Annotated in this window: 16 protein-coding genes; 12 read left to right on the plus strand and 4 right to left on the minus strand. The window is 67.9% G+C overall.

What is annotated here, in order from left to right:
- Position 1 precedes the first annotated feature (1 nt).
- Both RIV12_RS00185 and RIV12_RS00190 read left to right on the plus strand, forming a co-directional pair.
- Complete coding sequence (locus tag RIV12_RS00185; RefSeq protein ID WP_075417607.1) at positions 2-1,102, plus strand: NAD(P)/FAD-dependent oxidoreductase; 1,101 nt, start codon at positions 2-4, stop codon at positions 1,100-1,102.
- A 72-nt stretch (positions 1,103-1,174) separates the two neighbouring features.
- Complete coding sequence (locus tag RIV12_RS00190; RefSeq protein ID WP_309321494.1) at positions 1,175-1,489, plus strand: DNA primase; 315 nt, start codon at positions 1,175-1,177, stop codon at positions 1,487-1,489.
- Between the two features lie 80 nt (positions 1,490-1,569).
- Here RIV12_RS00190 and RIV12_RS00195 read toward each other — a convergent pair whose 3' ends face one another.
- The 4 genes from RIV12_RS00195 to RIV12_RS00210 form a co-directional block, all read right to left on the minus strand.
- Entirely contained in the window at positions 1,570-2,550 is a 981-nt protein-coding gene (locus RIV12_RS00195) for an aldo/keto reductase (RefSeq protein ID WP_075417606.1), read from the minus strand.
- A 23-nt stretch (positions 2,551-2,573) separates the two neighbouring features.
- A complete protein-coding gene (locus RIV12_RS00200) occupies positions 2,574-2,795 on the minus strand; it encodes a sulfurtransferase TusA family protein (RefSeq protein ID WP_075417605.1) in 222 nt (73 codons plus the stop codon).
- Between the two features lie 83 nt (positions 2,796-2,878).
- Positions 2,879-3,964 carry a YeeE/YedE family protein gene (locus RIV12_RS00205; RefSeq protein WP_309321495.1) on the minus strand — a complete coding sequence of 362 codons (1,086 nt, stop codon included), beginning with the start codon at positions 3,962-3,964 and terminating at the stop codon, positions 2,879-2,881.
- Positions 3,965-4,347: 383 nt separating this feature from the next.
- Positions 4,348-5,277 carry a RecB family exonuclease gene (locus RIV12_RS00210; protein ID WP_309321496.1) on the minus strand — a complete coding sequence of 310 codons (930 nt, stop codon included), beginning with the start codon at positions 5,275-5,277 and terminating at the stop codon, positions 4,348-4,350.
- 156 nt (positions 5,278-5,433) lie between these two features.
- On the opposite strand from RIV12_RS00210, the gene RIV12_RS00215 reads away from it, so the two are divergent.
- From RIV12_RS00215 to hisF, 10 genes are all read left to right on the plus strand, one after another.
- Positions 5,434-6,540: a peptidase M50 gene (locus tag RIV12_RS00215; RefSeq protein WP_309321498.1), complete on the plus strand. Its 1,107-nt coding sequence runs from the start codon at positions 5,434-5,436 to the stop codon at positions 6,538-6,540.
- Between the two features lie 159 nt (positions 6,541-6,699).
- A complete protein-coding gene (locus tag RIV12_RS00220) occupies positions 6,700-7,839 on the plus strand; it encodes a Dyp-type peroxidase (protein WP_101587554.1) in 1,140 nt (379 codons plus the stop codon).
- Positions 7,836-8,630, plus strand: coding sequence for a family 1 encapsulin nanocompartment shell protein (locus tag RIV12_RS00225; protein ID WP_309321500.1), 795 nt, complete (start codon positions 7,836-7,838; stop codon positions 8,628-8,630). Before RIV12_RS00220 ends, RIV12_RS00225 begins: the two co-directional genes overlap by 4 nt.
- A 29-nt stretch (positions 8,631-8,659) precedes the next feature.
- Positions 8,660-9,751 carry a tRNA (adenine-N1)-methyltransferase gene (locus RIV12_RS00230; RefSeq protein WP_309321502.1) on the plus strand — a complete coding sequence of 364 codons (1,092 nt, stop codon included), beginning with the start codon at positions 8,660-8,662 and terminating at the stop codon, positions 9,749-9,751.
- Complete coding sequence (gene arc / locus RIV12_RS00235) at positions 9,744-11,435, plus strand: proteasome ATPase (RefSeq protein WP_309321504.1); 1,692 nt, start codon at positions 9,744-9,746, stop codon at positions 11,433-11,435. The genes RIV12_RS00230 and arc overlap by 8 nt, the downstream gene beginning before the upstream one ends.
- 13 nt (positions 11,436-11,448) lie before the next feature.
- Complete coding sequence (locus RIV12_RS00240; protein ID WP_309321506.1) at positions 11,449-13,128, plus strand: proteasome accessory factor PafA2 family protein; 1,680 nt, start codon at positions 11,449-11,451, stop codon at positions 13,126-13,128.
- Positions 13,129-13,187: 59 nt separating this feature from the next.
- Positions 13,188-13,406 (plus strand): ubiquitin-like protein Pup, encoded by a 219-nt coding sequence (locus RIV12_RS00245; protein WP_075417599.1) that lies wholly within the window; start codon positions 13,188-13,190, stop codon positions 13,404-13,406.
- Positions 13,403-14,848, plus strand: coding sequence for a Pup--protein ligase (gene pafA / locus RIV12_RS00250; protein ID WP_075417598.1), 1,446 nt, complete (start codon positions 13,403-13,405; stop codon positions 14,846-14,848). The genes RIV12_RS00245 and pafA overlap by 4 nt, the downstream gene beginning before the upstream one ends.
- Positions 14,849-15,390: 542 nt before the next feature.
- On the plus strand, positions 15,391-16,419 hold the full coding sequence (locus RIV12_RS00255) for a hypothetical protein (RefSeq protein WP_309321508.1): 1,029 nt from the start codon (positions 15,391-15,393) through the stop codon (positions 16,417-16,419).
- The gene (hisF, locus tag RIV12_RS00260; RefSeq protein WP_075417596.1) at positions 16,416-17,186 is read left to right on the plus strand and encodes an imidazole glycerol phosphate synthase subunit HisF; all 771 of its coding nucleotides are present in this window, start codon (positions 16,416-16,418) and stop codon (positions 17,184-17,186) included. The genes RIV12_RS00255 and hisF overlap by 4 nt, the downstream gene beginning before the upstream one ends.
- Positions 17,187-17,544: the final 358 nt, after the last annotated feature.

Consider the following 17,544-nt stretch of genomic DNA (forward strand, 5'->3'; position numbering starts at 1 on the left):
TATGGCTCGCGTCACCATCGTCGGCGGTGGATACGGTGGCATCACTGCTGCCAAGGCCCTCGACGACGTCGCCGAGGTCACCCTCGTGGAGCAGAAGGACACCTTCGTCAGCCATGCCGCAGCGCTGCGCGCGGCGGTCGACCGTGACTGGGCGGAGAAGATCTTCCTGCCCTACGACCGGCTTCTGACCAACGGGCACGTCGTTCACGGAACGGCGTTGACTGTGCGAGGCACCACCGTCGAGGTCTCCGGTCACGGGCAGATCGAGGCCGACTACCTGGTGCTGGCCACCGGGACCGCCTACCCCTTCCCCGCCAAGCACATGGAGTCCCCCTCCGTCATCGCCAAGGCCCGCATCGAACGCGTTCACGCCAACCTTGAGCAGTCCTCGCGAGTCCTCATCGTGGGTGCCGGCGCCGTCGGTATCGAGCTGGCCGGCGAGATCACCTCGGCCTTCCCTGACGTCAAGGTGACCATGCTGGAGGCCGCCGACAGGATTCTTCCTGCTGGCGACTACAAGCCGGAGATCCGTGAGGCCATCTCCGACCAGCTCACCCAGCGCGGGGTGGAGATCGTCACCGGTGACTCCCTCAGCTTCCTGCCGCCGGTCGACGTCGGCGTGCTCTCGCCCTTCCGGGTCACCACCCAGGGCGGGCGTCAGCTCGAGGCCGACATGTGGTTCCGTGCCTACGGATCGGCGGCCGCCACCGGATTCCTCAGTGAGGACTACGACGAGGTGCGCCACTACGACGGCACAATCCGCGTCGACGAGTACCTGCGGGTGGTGGACCACCCCGGTGTCTGGGCCATCGGCGACATCACCGACGTGCGCGAGTCCAAGCGCGCTGACGCCGCCCGGGCCCATGCCCGAGTCGTCGCCAGCAACATCGCCGACATCATCGCGGGCCGGGAGCCCTCCGCGACCTACACGCCCGCAACCGAACGGATCATCCTGCCCCTGGGGCCCGACGGCGGTGCCTCCCAGATCCTGCGTGACGGTGTGCGCGTGGTCGTCGGCCCCGAGGAGACCAGCAAGATCAAGGGGGAGGACCTCTTCCTGGGCTTCATCCGCCAGGAGCTGGGAGTCGAGCCGGAGGCGTGATCGGAGACGACGCGGTCCGGCAACGCCGTCCACCTGTGCGCTGTGCGGGGGATAGCCGGTAGTGTGTCCCACATGACGAACGATCCGCGGTCCGCGCTCAACCGACTCATCGCCGCCTTCGAGGCGCATCTGGATGCTGCCGCGACCGGTGACGAGCTCTCCCCGGCCGTGGTCTCGGCTGAGAACGCCCTCCAGGACGCCTTCTTCACCTACGACGACTCGCTGTTCACCGCTTACGGCATCGAGCTCCCCTTTGAGGCCTTCGACTCCGACGGCGACGAGGAGGATGACGATGACGACTATGACGACGACGGTGAGTACGACGAGGATGACGATGACTACGACGATGACAGCGATGATGACGAGGACTACGACGATGAGGACTGACTACTGACTGAGGTCCGTCGACTGGCCATCGTTCAGTGCGGGGTCTGCGCCAGGTGCGCGGACCCCGCACTTCTCTGTGCTCAGAAACGCTCGGGGTAGCCGAGCTGCAGGGAGGTGACCTCGTCCAGGGCATGGCGGATCTGGACCGGAAGCTCCAGGTCGTCGGCTGACAGCACGCCCTGGAGCTGAGCCGGAGTGCGCGCCCCCACAATGGTCGAGGCGATCCCGGCGGCGTCGCGGGCCCAGGCGAGCGCGACCTCGGCCGGCTTACGGTCCAGGCCCGAGGCGGCAGTGGCCACAGCCTCGACCACGCCCCGGTGCGGGTCGCTCAGGTAGGGGGACACGTAGGAGCGCAGGTGGGGCGAAGCTGCCCGTGAGTCCGGTGGAATCGTCGCCCGGTACTTGCCGGTGAGCACGCCCCTGCCCAAGGGCGCGTACCCCAGGATGCCGAAGCCCAGGGCCTGCGAGGCGGGCCTGAGCTCGCGCTCGATGCCCCGGGAGAGCAACGAGTGCTCCACCTCGACGGCCGCCAGCCCCGGACCTCGGCCGCACTCGCTGAGTAGGTCGTGCATGCGCACCGATGCCCAGGCCGGATGGTTGGCGATGCCTACGTAACGGGTGCGTCCGGAGGAGACGGCCAGGCTCAGAGCGTGGGCCGTCTCCTCCAGGGAGGTGCTGGGATCCGGCACCTGGACCAGTAGGAGGTCCAGGTGGTCGGTGCCCAGGCGGGCCAGACTGGTGTCGAGCGTGTCCAGCAGTGAGCCGCGGGAGGCATCGGCCACTGAGGACCGCTCCCCGGTGCGCCAGGTGCGCACCCCGGCCTTGGAGACCAGGACGAGGTCCTGGCGATCCACGTGCTCGCGCAGGAGCGCACCGATCACCTCCTCGCTGACGCCCTCGCCGTAGGAGGCGGCCGTGTCCACGAGCGTGCCCCCGGCATCGAGGAAGATGTCGAGCTGTTCCTTGGCCTCGAGCTCATCGGTGTCCCGGCCCCAGGTCATCGTGCCCAGGCCCACGGAGGACACTCGCAGGCCGGTCCGGCCGAGTCTCCTGTGCTCCATAGGCCTAACCGTAGCGGCTCGGCCTACTTGCGCACGGTGATGGTCCAGGCCGCGTCGCCGGTGCGCTCGAACTCGGTGACGGTGTAGCCGTTGTCGGCGGCCCAGGCGGGCAGTGTCTGGGTTCCCTGGGTGCAGTCGAAGCCGATGACGAGCTCGTCGCCGATGCTGAGCTCTTCCATGGCCTCTTCCGCCTCGATGACGGGGAAGGGGCAGACCTGGCCGGTGGTCTCCAGAACAGTGCGCATGAGTCTCTCCTTGATGCGGTGCGATGAGAATGCGGAGGGCGGTTGGGGGTGAGTGAGATGGTCACGGAGGTGCTGATGTGACCTCACACGGTGGCGGGCACACGGGAGGCGGCGCGTTCGGTGCGACGACGCTGCCGGGGACGGATGAGCAGGAACCAGGCGGCCGCCCCGACCCCCAGCACCTGGAAGACGAGCGCGATCCAGCCCTGCCATGACAGGAGCGAGGTCTGCACCAGGGCATTGCCGATGGAGCAGCCACCTGCCCAGACGGCGCCGATCCCCATGAGGATCCCGCCGGCGATGGAACGCTGAATGACCTGGGCACTGGGCACTCGAACCCGGAACTCGCCGGAGGCCTTGGCCGCGACGTAGGAGCCGAGCAGGATGCCCAGGACCAGGAGCACACCCCAGTCGAGCCGCTTGGTGTCACCGGTGACGATGAGGTTCACCAGGTTCGACGACGGCGTCGTGATCCCGAGCCCGTCCGGGCGCCCTGAGGCCCAGGACGTGGGCCAGGCGACGATGGCGACGACGCCCACGAGGAAACCGGTGACCAGAGGGTTCCACTGCTTCTCCAGCAGCAGGTGAGCCAGTCCCGTGCGCTGCGCGGGCAGCTGGATCTGCGTGGGACGGCTGCGCTCCAGGACGACGAAGCGGTGCACGATGACTCCGGTGATGCCTGCCAGGATGACGACTCCGCCCCAGCTCGGCAGACCGATGGTGGCCGGGATGGTGGTGAGGTCGGTGACCCACAGCCCTTTGACCCAGGTCGTCACCCCTGACAGGAGTCCCGTCTTCGACGCGGCCGCAGTGGTGGCATAGGCCACGAGCGCGAACCAGGAGCCCACCAGGCCCTCGCCGGCGCGGTAGTAGGTCCCGGTGGCGCAGCCTCCGGCCAGGACGATCCCGACTCCGAAGAGGAAGGAGCCGGCAACGGTGGCGACCACCGACAACCTGGGGATCTCTGGGGTGATGGAGCCCGCTCCGGTCAGGGCGGCGACTCCGACCGCCTGAACGGCGATGGCCAGCAGGAAGGCTGTGAACCAGCGCCAGGAGCGGGAGACCCACAGATCGCGGAAGGCTCCGGTGATGCAGAAACGGCCCCGTTGGAGGATGAAACCGAGGACGGCTCCAACGACGAGCCCAGTGAGAATGGTGGGTGACGGCACGGTGTGGTCCTTGTCCGGCTGCTGCTGTCGGGTGCGAGCAGCCTGTGTGGGGGACCGGTGACGCAGCACGGGTGAAGAAAGTACAGAGACAGGCCACGTCATCCGGTGGGGGGAGTGAGGTGGAGGCCTGGCTGGACGTGGCTGATGGGGCGCCGTCTCAGGAGCGCCGGGAGCCGGGGAGAACGATCTGTCTGAGACCGCCTCAGAACGCCCGAACCAGGCAGCGCATACACATGCCGGCTCCGCGCGAGGCGGTGCGGGCTGTGTGGGCCTGGACGACGTTCATGTGCTTCTCCATGGGAAGTGGTTGGTGACGGTTGTCAACCGCCACGGACTGTATCCGACGGCTTCTCGCCGTGGCAATTCCAGGACGGTGGCTGAGATCAGGCGGCAGCGCGGCGGGCGCTCAGAAGACGGGCGATCCCGTCGTCGGGCACCTGCGGTGTGCTGCCACCGAAAAGCGGGCACTGGGCCTGGAAGGCGCACCAGTCGCACAACCGGGAGCGGCGGGGGCGGAAGGAGCCGGTGCGAGCGCAGTCCTCGACCTCGTCCCACAGGTGCGTCAGGCGCGTCTCGGTCCGTTCCAGCTCGGGCAGGCGAGGATCGTGAGTCAGAACCCGTCCGTCCTTGAGATAGACCAGCTGGAGACGGGCCGGCGCCCGCCCGCGCAGGCGCCACAGGACCAGCGCGTAGAAGCGCATCTGGAACAGCGCCTCCTCCATGAAACGCGTGCCGGGGCTGCGGCCGGTCTTGTAGTCGACCACTCGCATGGCGCCGTCGGGAGCCACGTCCAGACGGTCCACGAAGCCCCGCAGGAGCAGGCCGTCACCGGTCTCGGTCTGGACGAAGAGCTCGCGCTCGGCCGGTTCCAGGCGCTGGGGGTTCTCCAGGGTGAAGTAGGTGCGGATGAGGCCGCGAGCCTCCTCCAGCCACGTCTCCACCTGGCCGGTGTCCTCGAACAGGTCCATGACCTCCGGGTTCTTCTTTCGGTGAGAGGCCCACTGGCCGGGCAGGAGCTCAAGCGCCGCCTCAGGGAGGCGATCTGAGGCCGGAAGATCGTAGAGACGTTCCAGCACGCCGTGAACCACGGTGCCCTTGTGCGTGGCCAGCGAACCGGGCTCGGGGAGGCGGTCGACCGTGCGCAGACGGAACATGAGCGGGCACTGCATGAAGTCCTTGGCTCGGGAGGGGGACAGGGCTGCGCGGTGCCCACCGCTGGAACCTCTTCTCGGACCACCACTGGCGCCCGGACCGGTGGGCTTGACGCCGGCCTGAGGCGATGAGCTGGAGACGGAGTGCGGCTCGGGGGACATGGGCACGACGCTACCGCGAGGAGGTGACGTGTTGCCGGATCTGGCCGGAGGGGACGAGCCCTCCTCCACAGACCGCGCCCGCCGGCGCAGACATCCGCGGCTGTGGCCCCCGAGTGAATGCGGCAACCGGCTTCCGACGGCGTTAGGCTCGCGCCCATGCCTGCCTCCACATCCACCGGCGAGTGGGTCATCGCCCGCATCGGCGGCGCCCCCGTCGTCATCTCGCCGACCTCTCTCCTGCTCGGCCTGCTCATCGCCGGCAGCTGGTACCCACTGGTCTCTGCGGCCCTGGGCGCCTTCGGGACCACGACGGTGCTGCTGGTGGTGGTCTCCACGGTCCTGGGCGTTGCGGCATCGGTCATGCTGCACGAGCTCGCCCATGGACTGTCCGGCACCCTCATGGGCAGGCGCCCCACCCGCTACGAGCTCTACCTGTGGGGCGGGCGCACATCCTTCGGACCCGCTCACGAGTGGAACGCCTGGAAGGACCTGGTCACCTCCCTGTCGGGACCTGCCACCAACCTGCTCCTGTGGCTTATCGGAACCCTGGTGCAGGAATCCGTCCCCCTGTCGGTCCCGGTGGCCTTCACGGTGTGGGCCGTGACCCTGGTCAACCTGGCCCTGGCCGTCTTCAACGCCCTACCGGGTCTTCCCCTCGACGGCGGCTACGCCCTAGCGGCGCTCGTGGTCCAGGTGACCGGCAGCCGTAGGCTCGGCCTCAAGGCTGCCGGCTGGGGCGGGCTGGTCGTGGTCGGCGGCGTCGTATGGTGGTGGATCCTGCGCCCACTCGTGCTCTACGGCCACCGGCCCGACATCTTCAACCTGGTCCTGGTGCTCATGGTGAGTGGATCGATCGTGGTCTCCAGCTGGCAGGTGCTCGAGCTCGGGGGAGGAGCCCGAGCGGCCTCCAAGCTGGACCTGCGCGAACTGGCCCGACCCATGCGCGTCGTCGGTCCCGACACCCCCGTGTCGCAGGTGCGTGAAGCACTTTCACAGGGAGCCGCACTCGTCCTCGTCGCTGACGGATCCGAGCTCGTCGGCACGGTCGACGAGGCCGCCCTCAAGGAGCTCGGGCTGTCGGCCCCCGTGGACGGTGTGACCGCGAGACAGGTCTGCACGGTGCTGCCGGCCGCAGCGGTGACGACTGACCTGAACGGGCAGGCGGCCGCCGACGCCATGAAACAGGCCCGGGAGGTCTCACGCTGGCTGGTGCTCGTGGACGCGGGGAGCCTGGCCGGCGCGGTGCCCACTGGCGCGCGCTGAGAGGCAGCGGTAACTGCGGTGACCACGACGACCAAGCCGCCCGACCAGGTCACCGGAACATGATGCCCACCGGCTCCGACACCACTGAAAGTGCTAACCTTCATAGAGGATGAAATGCCTCCGGGCATCGGTATCAACGTCATCTTCGAAGGTGAAACCATGAGCGACGTCAGCCCCCAGGACCTCTCTCAAGAGATTCTGGCCTCGCCGGCCAAGGCATCGATCTTCCTCACGGTGACAGTACGCAGCGGGGGCGAGTCCGTCGTCATCGATCTGCTGACTGCTGTGTCCGGGCTGACCCGGGCCGTTGGTTTCCGTTACCCCGAGACGATGCTCAGCTGCGTCGTCGGTATTGGGGCAGGCATGTGGGATCGTCTCTTCGACGTACCTCGTCCCGAGTACCTGCACGATTTTGAGGCACTTCAGGGAGGAAAGCACAGTGCCCCCTCGACGCCGGGAGACCTGTTCTTCCACCTGCGCGCCTCAACTCTCGACATGTGCTTCGAGTTGGCGCGCCAGATCATGCGCCGACTGGGCCCTGCGGTCAGTACCTACGATGAGGTTCACGCCTTCCGCTACCTCGATAATCGGGACCCTCTGGGCTTCGTCGACGGCACTGAGAGTCCGCGGGGGCAGGCGGCCGTTGCCGCGGCGCTCATCAACGAGGGCGCGTGGGCGGGCGGCAGCTACATCATTGAGCAGAAGTACGTCCACAACCTCACCGCTTGGGACTCATTGAGTGTCGAGGAGCAGGAACGCGTCATCGGTCGCACCAAGCTCGATGACACCCAGCTCCCCGATGATGAGCAGCCCACCAACAGCCACGTCACCATGAACACCATTGAGGACGCCGACGGTAACGAGCTCCAGATCGTGCGTGACAATCTGGCCTTCGGTGAGGCCTCTGGGGAGCAGGGCACGTTCTTCATGAGCTACGCAGCAGACCCACGCGTCACTGAGCTCATGCTCCGGCGTATGTTCCTGGGGGAGCCCGAGGGCAACTACGACCGCATCCTTGATTTCTCCACGCCTCTGACAGGATGTCTCTTCTTCGCTCCGCCGGCCGCCTTCCTCGACGACGCCGACCAGTACGCGAGGCCTTCTGTCCGACCTGAGGCGGGACCGCAGGACCCGACCCAGCCCGCCACTGAGCTGAGCGCCGCCAAGGACCTAGGGTTCAACGCATCGTCTGAGGCGCCGCGTGACCAGACACCAGATGACCACAGCAATGGTGCGGGTTCCACTGCCGCACCGTCCGATGGATCCCTCGGGATCGGAAACCTGAAAGGCCGAGTATGAACAATCTGCATCGTCAGCTGGCCCCCATCTCCGAGGCTGCGTGGGGTGAGATCGACCAAGAGGCGCGGCGCACCTTCATCCGCTGGATCGCTGGACGACGCGTCGTCGACGTCGTTGGACCCGACGGAGAGGAACTCGCGGCAGTACGCACCGGTCACCAGGTATGTGTGGACACCCCCTTCGAAGGCGTCCAGGCCCACCAGCGTCAGGTCCGCCAGATCGTCGAGCTGAGGGTTCCCTTCCGGGTCAGCCGCGAGGCCGTCGACGCCGTCGACCGCGGAGCCCAGGACTCCGACTGGCAGCCTGTGAAGGACGCCGTTGCTCAGATCGCCAGGGCCGAGGACGGCATTGTCTTCGACGGGCTGGCGAGCGCAGGCATCGAGGGACTGTTTCCCTCAAGCTCCAACCCTGCCGTATCGCTCCCACAGCCGAAGGATCTTCCTGACGCCGTTGCCGCTGCCCTCAAGGAGCTCCGCCTCGCCGGAGTTGAAGGCCCCTACGCCCTCCTGCTCTCCGCCGAGCTGTGGACCGCCGTTGCGGAGACCACTGATGACGGTTACCCCATTCGCAAGCACATCGATCGTCTCTTGGAAGGTGAGGTCCTGTGGGCTCCCGCCATCCAGGGAGCTGTCCTGCTGAGCACGCGGGGCGGCGACTACGAGCTGCACCTCGGCCAGGACCTCTCCATCGGATATCTCTCACACGATGCCGAGTCGATTGAGCTCTATCTCCAAGAGACGCTCACATTCCTCCCGTACACCTCTGAGGCGAGTGTCGTGCTGACGCACTGAGGTCGCACACCGGTCCTACACTCGCCCTGATGAGCGAGCAGACTGAGCACACGGTGAACTCACCCACGGAGTCCTCCCAGCGCCCCGCCCCCCAGGAGAACCTGGGGCAGGCCGGTCGCCGGGGCCCCTTCCGCTACGGCGAACGCATCCAGGTCACCGACACCAAGGGCCGCAAGAACACCTTCCTGCTCGACCCCCACGGCTACTTCCAGTCCGTGCGCGGCTCCTTCCACCACCGGGACGTTGTCGGCATGGACGAGGGCAGCGTCATCCAGACCGACACCGGCCACGAGCTGCTCCTGCTGCGCCCGCTCCTGGCCGACTACGTCCTGTCCATGCCCCGCGGCGCCCAGGTGGTCTACCCCAAGGACTCCGGACAGGTCATCGCCATGGGGGACATCTTCCCCGGCGCCCGCGTTCTGGAGGCCGGCGTCGGCTCCGGCGCGCTGACCATGAACCTGCTCTCCGCCATCGGGGAGGGCGGCCACCTGCTGTCCATCGAGCGCCGTGAGGACTTCGCCCAGATTGCCGCCTCCAACGTCGACGCCTGGTTCGGCCGCCACCATCCCGCCTGGGAGCTGCGCACCGGGGACTTCGCCGACGTCGTTGCCGCCCAGGTGGAACCCGGCAGCATCGACCGGATGGTCCTGGACATGCTCGCCCCCTGGGAGAACGTCGAGGCCGCCTCCCAAGCCCTGGCCCCGGGCGGGCTCTTCCTGGCCTACGTGGCCACCGTCACCCAGCTCTCCCGCACCGTGGAGGCCCTGCGTCACAGCGGCTTGTTCACCGAGCCCGAGTCCTGGGAGTCCATGGTGCGCACCTGGAACGTCGACGGGCTCGCCGTGCGCCCCGACCACCGCATGGTGGCGCACACCGGCTTCCTGCTGACCGCTCGTCGCCTGGCCGCAGGCTCCCGGCCCTTGACCCGCAAGCGCCCGCCCGCCCGCGGCGCCTACGACGAGGGCGGCTACTGGCTGCCCGACGACGTCAAGGAGCGCACCAGCACCGATAAGAAGGTCCGCCGCGTTCTGCGAGACTGCCGGGCCAAGCAGCCCTCCGACGCCACGCCCGTTCTCAGCGGGAGCGCGGACGACAGCCAGGACGGCGCCAACCATGTCTGAGACGACTGCCGCCGACGCCGGCACACCCCAGCCACTGGGGATGCCGGCCACGGACTTCACCAGCCACCAGCTGCGTGAGGCCCGCGCCCGGGCCGTCAGCCTGGCGGCCAAGAACGAGCGTCTCGTCGCGGCGCTGGGCACCGCCCGCGAGCGCATCACCGAGCTCGGTCAGCAGCTCGACGCCGTCACCCACCCTCCGGTCACCCTGGGACTGCTCACCGGTCTTCCCGGCACGAGAGAGGCTGCAGACGCTGCAGATGCCACCCAGGCCCGCGAGGTCGCCGTGAGCCTGTCGGGCCGTCAGATGCTCCTGCACGTCCACCCCGGCATCGATGACACCGAGCTGCAGGTCGGGCGGCTCGTGGCGGTCAACGACCAGATGCTCGTCGTCGCCGCTCTTCCTGAGCCCCGGACCGGTGAGGCCGTCACCCTCGAGGAGACTCTTGACGATGCCCGCGTGCTGGTGACCACCGGCGCAGGAGGCACCCGGATCCTCACCCTGTCCTCGGCCCTTCGCCGTATCGCCGGGGTCGGTGAGGGGCTCAAGCCCGGTGACACCCTGGCCGCCGATCTGCGCGCCGATGTCGCCACGACTCTCATCGAGCGCACCAGCGTCGAGCAGCTCGTCGTTGCTGAGACACCTGACGTCTCCTGGACGGACATCGGGGGCCTGGGACCGCAGATCGAGCAGATCCGCGATGCCCTCGAGCTGCCCTTCACCCACCCCGAGCTCTTCCATGCCTACGGCCTGCGCGCCCCCAAGGGGCTGCTGCTCTACGGCCCACCCGGATGCGGCAAGACCCTCATCGCCAAGGCCGTGGCCACCTCACTGGCCGGTTCGCCCAACGCCTCCGGCGTCACAGGGCGCCCGCCCGCGTTCCTCAACATCAAGGGCCCCGAGCTGCTGAGCAAGTTCGTCGGTGAGACCGAGCGGCAGATCCGCGCCATCTTCGACCAGGCCCGCAAGGCCGCTGCCGAGGACCGGCCGGTGGTCATCTTCTTCGACGAGATGGAGGCCCTCTTCCGCACACGCGGCACCGGCGTGTCCTCCGACGTCGAGACCATGATCGTGCCCCAGGTCCTGGCGGAGATCGACGGCGTGGAGTCTCTGCGCAACGTCGTCATCATCGGTGCCTCCAACCGTGAGGACATGATCGATCCCGCCATTCTGCGCCCCGGGCGCCTGGACGTGAAGATCCGTATCAACCGGCCCGATGCGGCCGGTGCCGAGGAGATCCTCGCCCGTCACCTCACTGCCGACCTGCCCCTGGCTCCGGGAGAGCTCGCGGCTCACGGGGGAGACCGCGAGGCCACCGCCGCCTCCTTGCGCCGAGTCGTCATCGAGGCCCTCTACGCCCGCAACGAGGCCACTGCCGTCCTGGAGATCACCGAGGCCCACGCAGCCAGTGGTACCTCCACTCGTGTCCTTCACCTGGCCGACCTGACCAGTGGCGCCATGCTGGCCGCCATCGTCTCCCGCGCCAAGACCGCCTCGATCAAGGATGAGCTCGCCGGGGGAGAGGGCGGGCTGAGCGCAGCCAGGCTCCGCTCGGCCGTTGAGACCGAGGCACGGCAGAACGAGGAGATCACCGGCGCCACCACACCTGAGGGGTGGGCCCGGCTCATCGGCGCCCGCACCTCGCAGATCCGCAGTGTGCGCAGGCTCGGCAAGGAGGGCACATGAACAAGGAGGGCACATGAACGACGTCGGCTTTCAGCCCGGTCCGGTGACGCGTCCCGTCGGCCTGGAGACCGAGTTCGGGGTTCTGCACCCGGGCGACTCCTACGCCAATCCCGTGGTCCTGTCCACCATGGTGGTGGAGGCCTACTGCACCGGCGCCGGTGTGCCCACGGCGCGGTGGGACTACGAGGAGGAGGATCCACTGGCAGATCTGCGTGGCGGCAGGCTCCGGCGCTCCGCCGCCCACCCCAGCCAGCTCACCGACGACCCCGCTCGCCCGGCGCCGTCGGGTGACGCACCACCGGCCGCCGCCGGGGAGCCGGCGGATCCTCCGCCGGCACCCTGGGGCTCACGCGCCCGCCCCAGTGCCGCCGAGGCGGCGCTGCCCCGGGCGACGACGGCGGTTCTGGTCAATGGCGCACGCTTCTACGTGGACCACGCCCACCCCGAGTACTCCTCACCCGAGGTCCTCAACCCCCGCGACGCCCTGGTCTGGGACCGCGCCGGTGAGGTGGTCGCCCGGCGCGCCATGACGGTCCTGGACAACGGGGACGATGGGGCCGGGGCGCCGGCGGAGATCGTCCTGTACAAGAACAACGTGGACGGCAAGGGCGCGGCCTACGGTGCCCATGAGAACTACCTCGTGCGGCGCGATGTGCCCTTCGACGAGCTGGCCGCGGTCCTCACCCCCTTCCTCATCACCAGGCCCGTCATCGTCGGCGCCGGCCGGGTCGGGATCGGACAGCGCAGTGAGCGTCCCGGATTCCAGATCAGCCAGCGCGCCGACTACGTCGAGTCCGAGATCGGCCTGCAGACCACCTTCAACCGCCCCATCATCAATACCCGCGATGAACCGCACGCCGACAATGCCCGCTGGCGCCGCCTCCACGTCATCAATGGCGACGCCAACCGCTTCGACGTTCCCATCTACCTCAAGGTCGCCACCACCGACCTGCTTCTGTGGTTCCTGGAGCAGGCGTACGCCGCGGGCTCCGGCCGATTCAAGGAGGCCCTGACTCGCCTCAGCGCCCTGGCCATCACCGGCGACCCCGTCGAGGAGCACTGGACCCTCTCCCACGATCCCACCCTCTCCCATGAAGTGCGCACACAGGGCGGGGCCATGACCGCCCTGGCGATTCAACGCGCCTTTCTCGACGCCGTCAGCCCGGCCGTCACACGTTCCGAAGACGCCCAGGCCCGGCGTGCGCTGACTCTGTGGCGGCAGGCCCTTGACGCCCTCGAGCAGTGGCGCCACGACGGATCCGGTCCGGCTGCACAGATGCTGGAGTGGATCGCCAAGTACGAGCTCTGTGAGGGACTGCGACGCCGGTCAGGAACCGGGTGGGACGACCCCCGTCTGGCCGCACTCGATATCCAGTGGGCCGATCTGCGCCCGGGACGCTCCGTCGTCGACAAGCTCGACGCCGCCGGCAGGATCCATCGGCTGGTCACCGATGCGGAGATCCAGCGCGCGGCCGACGAGCCTCCCGAGGGCACGCGTGCTGCCGTCCGTGGAACCGCCATTCGCCGTTACCCGCAGATCGTGGGCGCTTCCTGGACCTGCCTCCTCCTCGACGTCCCAGGCGCCCCCGAGCTGGCGCGTCTGCGCCTGCCCGACGACGTGGTCGTCGGCTCCGATGAGACGGCGACCATCCTGGAGGAAATTGGTCGCCGGGCGGCACCTGAGAGACACTGACTCTCACAGTGCGCTCACCAACGGTGCGCTGCTCGAGAAGACGAGTGAAGGAGCAACACATGACGCCGCAGCACGCCAGTCAGTCCCACGGACAGGTCCGTCGCGCCGGCGTCGAGACCACTGGCGCGGACACTGACGAGCAGATCAGTGCCGGGAAGCAGACCTCGTCGACCACACAGGTCAGTGACGTTGACAGCATCCTCGATGAGATCGACTCGGTCATTGAGACCAACGCCGTAGCCTTCGTCCAGGGCTTCGTCCAGAAGGGCGGCCAATGAGCATGAGCGGCTCACGTCCCGTGGCTCGGCGCATCATCGGGGTGGAGACCGAGTACGGCATCACCTGCGCCCCCGCCACCGACGGCCCCCCTCCCATGGACGCCGACCACGCTGCTCGTGAGCTCTTCGAACCCGTGGTTCAGCGCTCGCGCTCCTCGAACGTCTTCACTCGCGGGGGCGCTCGCCTCTACCTGGACGTGGGCTCCCACCCCGAGTTCGCCACCGCCGAGTGCGACCGCCTTGAGGACGTGCTCGCCCAGGACCGCGCCGGCGAGCTCGTCATGGCCGATCTCGCCGAGCAGGCCAACGCCCGCCTGGCCGCCTCAGGTGTTCCCGGGCGGATCCATCTGCTGAAGAACAACCGCGATGCTGAGGGCAACGGCTTCGGGTGCCACGAGAACTATCTCGTGCGCCGTCGTGGAGACTTCTGGAACGATGCCCGTACTCTCGTACCCCACCTGGTGACCCGGCAGATCCTCGTCGGTGCCGGCCACATCGCAGAGGACGGGGAAACGCGCCCCGCAGGCAACGGGCTCAGGGGCTACGTCTTCTCCCAGCGGGCCGACCAGATGCGGGACGCCGTTTCCTCGGCCACGACCCGAGCCAGGCCGCTGATCAACACCCGGGACGAGCCGCATGCCGATGCCGAGCGCTACCGGCGCATGCATGTCATCGTCGGGGACTCCAATATCGCTCAGGGATCCACCCTGCTCAAGGTGGCAGCCATGGACCTGCTCCTGGACTACCTGGAGCACGGGGGAGACCTCGGTGACCTGGCCCTGGCCGACCCCATGAAGGCCATCCGCGACACCTGCCATGACATGAGTGCGGGCGTGCTCCTGGAACGAGCCGACGGACGGACCATCACACCGTTGGAGATGCAGGCCGAGCACCTCGGGCGTCTACGCGATCATGTCGCACGAGACATCGAGATCACTGCTCTCCACGAAGCCGCACTGGATCTGTGGGAACGGGGGCTCGAGGCCCTCCGCCTGCAGCAGCCCGAGCGCGTGGACACGGAGCTGGACTGGGCGGTCAAGCACCAGCTGCTGACTCGCTACTGCCGGCGGCACAACACCGATCTGGCCGACCCTCGGGCGACCCGGTTGGCCCTCGCCTACCACGACGTCTCTCCCGGCCAAGGACTGCGTCAACGGCTGGAGAGCGCCGGTCTCCTGCGCCGATTCGTTGACGATGAGACCTGCCGCCGGGCGGTGGACACCCCGCCCGCGACAACGCGTGCACGCCTGCGTGGCGCGGTCGTCGCCAAGGCCGAGGACCTGCGCTGCGACGTGAGTGTCGACTGGGTGGGCATTCGACTCGACGACGGAGTCTGCTCACCTGTTACCCTGAGTGATCCCTTCTGCGCCGTGGACGAGCGCATCGATGCACTCCTGGAGAGCATGGAGCGTTCGGCAACCGATCTTCCCATCGGGGTGTGAACGGTGAGGCTCACGGCACTGGCAGGGCGATTGACGGAAGACGCAACATGAGTACTACCTCCTCCCCGGATCCCGGAGCGGGCACGCCTCTGACACGGCGGCAGCGCCGTGCCCTCGAACGTGCTCAGCAGGCCCAGCAGGAGGCACTGACCCAGGACCTCCCGGCGCATTCCCAACCTGTTGCGCAGACACGACCCGCCGGTACTCCGTCCACCAGTGCCCACCCAGCCGGCACGCCGGCGCCTCATACCGAGGCGCAGCCGCAGTGGCAGCCGCAGTGGCAGCCGCAGGCAGCCGGCCGGGCGCCCGTGCCCACGCAGAACTCCTCCCATCGCGGGCGACCCGTGGCCAGCGCGCCTGCGTCAGCGGCACCGCGGGTCAGCAGCCATGATCTCCACAGCGCGTCCATGCCGCCTGCGCGAGCTGATCGACACGATCCGGCTGATGAGCCCGGGCACCCGCTGGATGAGGCGATCACCGGGACGCAGGAACCAGAACCGACGCAGCGGCGACGGACGACCCTGGGAGGCCCGCTGGGCCGCATGCCCAGGGGACCTCTGGCAGTCGGCCTGATCGGTGTCGTCGTCCTTGCCATGATCCTGGTGCCGCTGGCCGTCAACAAGCTCGTCTCCGGAAGGAACGGAGCGGGTACCAGCACCGCGGCCCAGTCGACCGTGCTGGACGGCAACGCCCCCCTCAGCCAGCTGCTGAAGGTCAACGGACGGGTCGGATCGGGGTCGGCTCCCTCCATCACCTTGAACGACGACGCCTCCCTGTCAGCCCCCAGCTCGGTACTGACCGACGTCGTCGAGACCGGGAAGGGGCGCGCGGTCTCCGAAGGGACGCCAGTGATCCTGCAGGTCTCGCAGTTCTCCGGTCTCGACGGGCGCAACACGACGGGTAATGAAGAGGGGTACAAGCTCTGGCAGGGCATGCTCGGTCCTGACGTGGGAGAATACATCAACGCGGCGGTCTCCGGCCAGCGCGAAGGCACCCGCGTCGTTCTTCGCGAACCGGCCGATGAGGAGGACGGCTCCAGGACGACGAAGATCACCGTCGTCGACCTCCTGCCCACCACGGCAACGGGGGAGGAGAAGCGGCCGGCGGCCGGCACCCCCTCCGTCAGTGAAGGAAAGGACGGCTCCATCACCGTCAGCAGCGCCGGACTTCCCGCACCAACTCGAGCATCCACGGAAATCCTCATCAAGGGCACCGGCCCTCAGATCGGTTCCCAGGACCGTCTCATCGCTCGTACCACAATGGTCAGCTGGGCCACGGGCCAGCCCCTCGAGAAATCGACCTTCGGTTACCAGGAACCGCCCAAGCAGCTCGACATGAGCAACGCGCTGGTGGGAGTCTCCCAGAACCTGGTTGATATCACGGTCGGCTCACGGGTGGTCCTCTCACTGCCTGCGGAACAGGCGCAGGGGAAGGAACCCGTCGTCGTGGTGATTGACGTCCTCGCCAAAGACCCTGCTCAGGCTCCCGGAGGGGCCGAGGGACATGCGGGTAGCGCTTCAAGCGCCACACCTCAGACCTCCACCGGCCCGACACCCAAGGACCTATCATGAGCGTTGCCATTCGCATCATTCCCTGCCTGGACGTCAAGGACGGTCGTGTCGTCAAAGGCGTCAACTTCCAGGGCCTCAAGGAAGCCGGAGACCCCGTGGAGCTGGCCTCCCGCTACGGCGCTCAGGGGGCTGATGAGATCACCTTCTTAGACGTCTCGGCCTCGCATGAGGGACGTTCCACCATGCTGGACGTGGTCTGCCGTACTGCCGAGCAGGTGTTCGTTCCGCTGACTGTCGGTGGTGGAGTACGTTCAGTCGACGATGTGGATCAGCTGCTGCGGGCGGGGGCGGACAAAGTCGGCATCAACACCGCGGCCATCAACCGTCCCGAGCTGTTGACGGAGGTGGCGCAGCGTTTCGGCAACCAGGTGGTCGTCCTGTCAGTGGATGCGCGTCGGTGTCCTTCCGGTGTCTCCACGGCCTCTGGCTTTGAGGTCACCACTCACGGAGGGCGGACCTCCACCGGGATCGACGCCGTCGCCTGGGCGGTTCGCGGTGCCGAGCTCGGCGCCGGGGAGATCCTCCTGAACTCCATGGACGCAGATGGGGTCACCCAAGGATTCGACACCGAGATGATCGACGCCGTTCGTCGACGGCTCCGGGTGCCGCTCATCGCCTCCGGTGGCGCCGGATGCCCGCAGGACTTCGTCACCGCGGCCAACCATGGTGCTGACGCCGTTCTGGCAGCCTCAGTGTTCCACTACGGAGTCATGACCATCGCCGAGGCCAAGAATGCTCTGCGAGACGCACACCATCCGGTGCGTTGAAAAGGTGGGAGACTGACTGTGGGTTGGTGGCGGTGTAGCCGGTGTAGCGGCACCACCTGATGTCCTGGTGACCGCCCATGTGGCCGAGTCCGAGGAGAGCTCGTGAGCCACGACTATGACAACGAGCCCAGCCACTCACGTGGCGGGAATCCTTGGAGGCATTCGGGCGGCGAGAAGAACTGCCTGGAGGGATGTGCCCTTGATCTGGCGGATGCCGGTGTTCTCCACTCCGGAATCATTTGCGTCATAGCAATATCAGCTGCTCGCGTGGTGGCGCGAAGGCCATGGAGGGTCATGAGCATCGAGGCTGGTGGGGCGTTGTCCCCATGGAGATGCGAAGTCATCCCTGGGGAGTGAT

Origin of the sequence: Actinomyces stomatis (assembly GCF_031292835.1) — a bacterium.
GTDB lineage: Bacteria > Actinomycetota > Actinomycetes > Actinomycetales > Actinomycetaceae > Actinomyces > Actinomyces stomatis.

Bases quoted from the DNA above. Each gene is read 5' to 3' on its own strand.
- RIV12_RS00245 (WP_075417599.1), top strand. From the start codon at position 13,188: ATGACGCCGCAGCACGCCAGTCAGTCCCACGGACAGGTCCGTCGCGCC.
- RIV12_RS00255 (WP_309321508.1), top strand. From the start codon at position 15,391: ATGCCCAGGGGACCTCTGGCAGTCGGCCTGATCGGTGTCGTCGTCCTT.
- RIV12_RS00190 (WP_309321494.1), top strand. From the start codon at position 1,175: ATGACGAACGATCCGCGGTCCGCGCTCAACCGACTCATCGCCGCCTTC.
- RIV12_RS00215 (WP_309321498.1), top strand. From the start codon at position 5,434: ATGCCTGCCTCCACATCCACCGGCGAGTGGGTCATCGCCCGCATCGGC.
- RIV12_RS00210 (WP_309321496.1), bottom strand. From the start codon at position 5,277: ATGTCCCCCGAGCCGCACTCCGTCTCCAGCTCATCGCCTCAGGCCGGC.
- RIV12_RS00230 (WP_309321502.1), top strand. From the start codon at position 8,660: ATGAGCGAGCAGACTGAGCACACGGTGAACTCACCCACGGAGTCCTCC.
- RIV12_RS00185 (WP_075417607.1), top strand. From the start codon at position 2: ATGGCTCGCGTCACCATCGTCGGCGGTGGATACGGTGGCATCACTGCT.
- RIV12_RS00195 (WP_075417606.1), bottom strand. From the start codon at position 2,550: ATGGAGCACAGGAGACTCGGCCGGACCGGCCTGCGAGTGTCCTCCGTG.
- RIV12_RS00200 (WP_075417605.1), bottom strand. From the start codon at position 2,795: ATGCGCACTGTTCTGGAGACCACCGGCCAGGTCTGCCCCTTCCCCGTC.
- RIV12_RS00240 (WP_309321506.1), top strand. From the start codon at position 11,449: ATGAACGACGTCGGCTTTCAGCCCGGTCCGGTGACGCGTCCCGTCGGC.
- hisF (WP_075417596.1), top strand. From the start codon at position 16,416: ATGAGCGTTGCCATTCGCATCATTCCCTGCCTGGACGTCAAGGACGGT.
- pafA (WP_075417598.1), top strand. From the start codon at position 13,403: ATGAGCATGAGCGGCTCACGTCCCGTGGCTCGGCGCATCATCGGGGTG.
- RIV12_RS00220 (WP_101587554.1), top strand. From the start codon at position 6,700: ATGAGCGACGTCAGCCCCCAGGACCTCTCTCAAGAGATTCTGGCCTCG.
- arc (WP_309321504.1), top strand. From the start codon at position 9,744: ATGTCTGAGACGACTGCCGCCGACGCCGGCACACCCCAGCCACTGGGG.
- RIV12_RS00225 (WP_309321500.1), top strand. From the start codon at position 7,836: ATGAACAATCTGCATCGTCAGCTGGCCCCCATCTCCGAGGCTGCGTGG.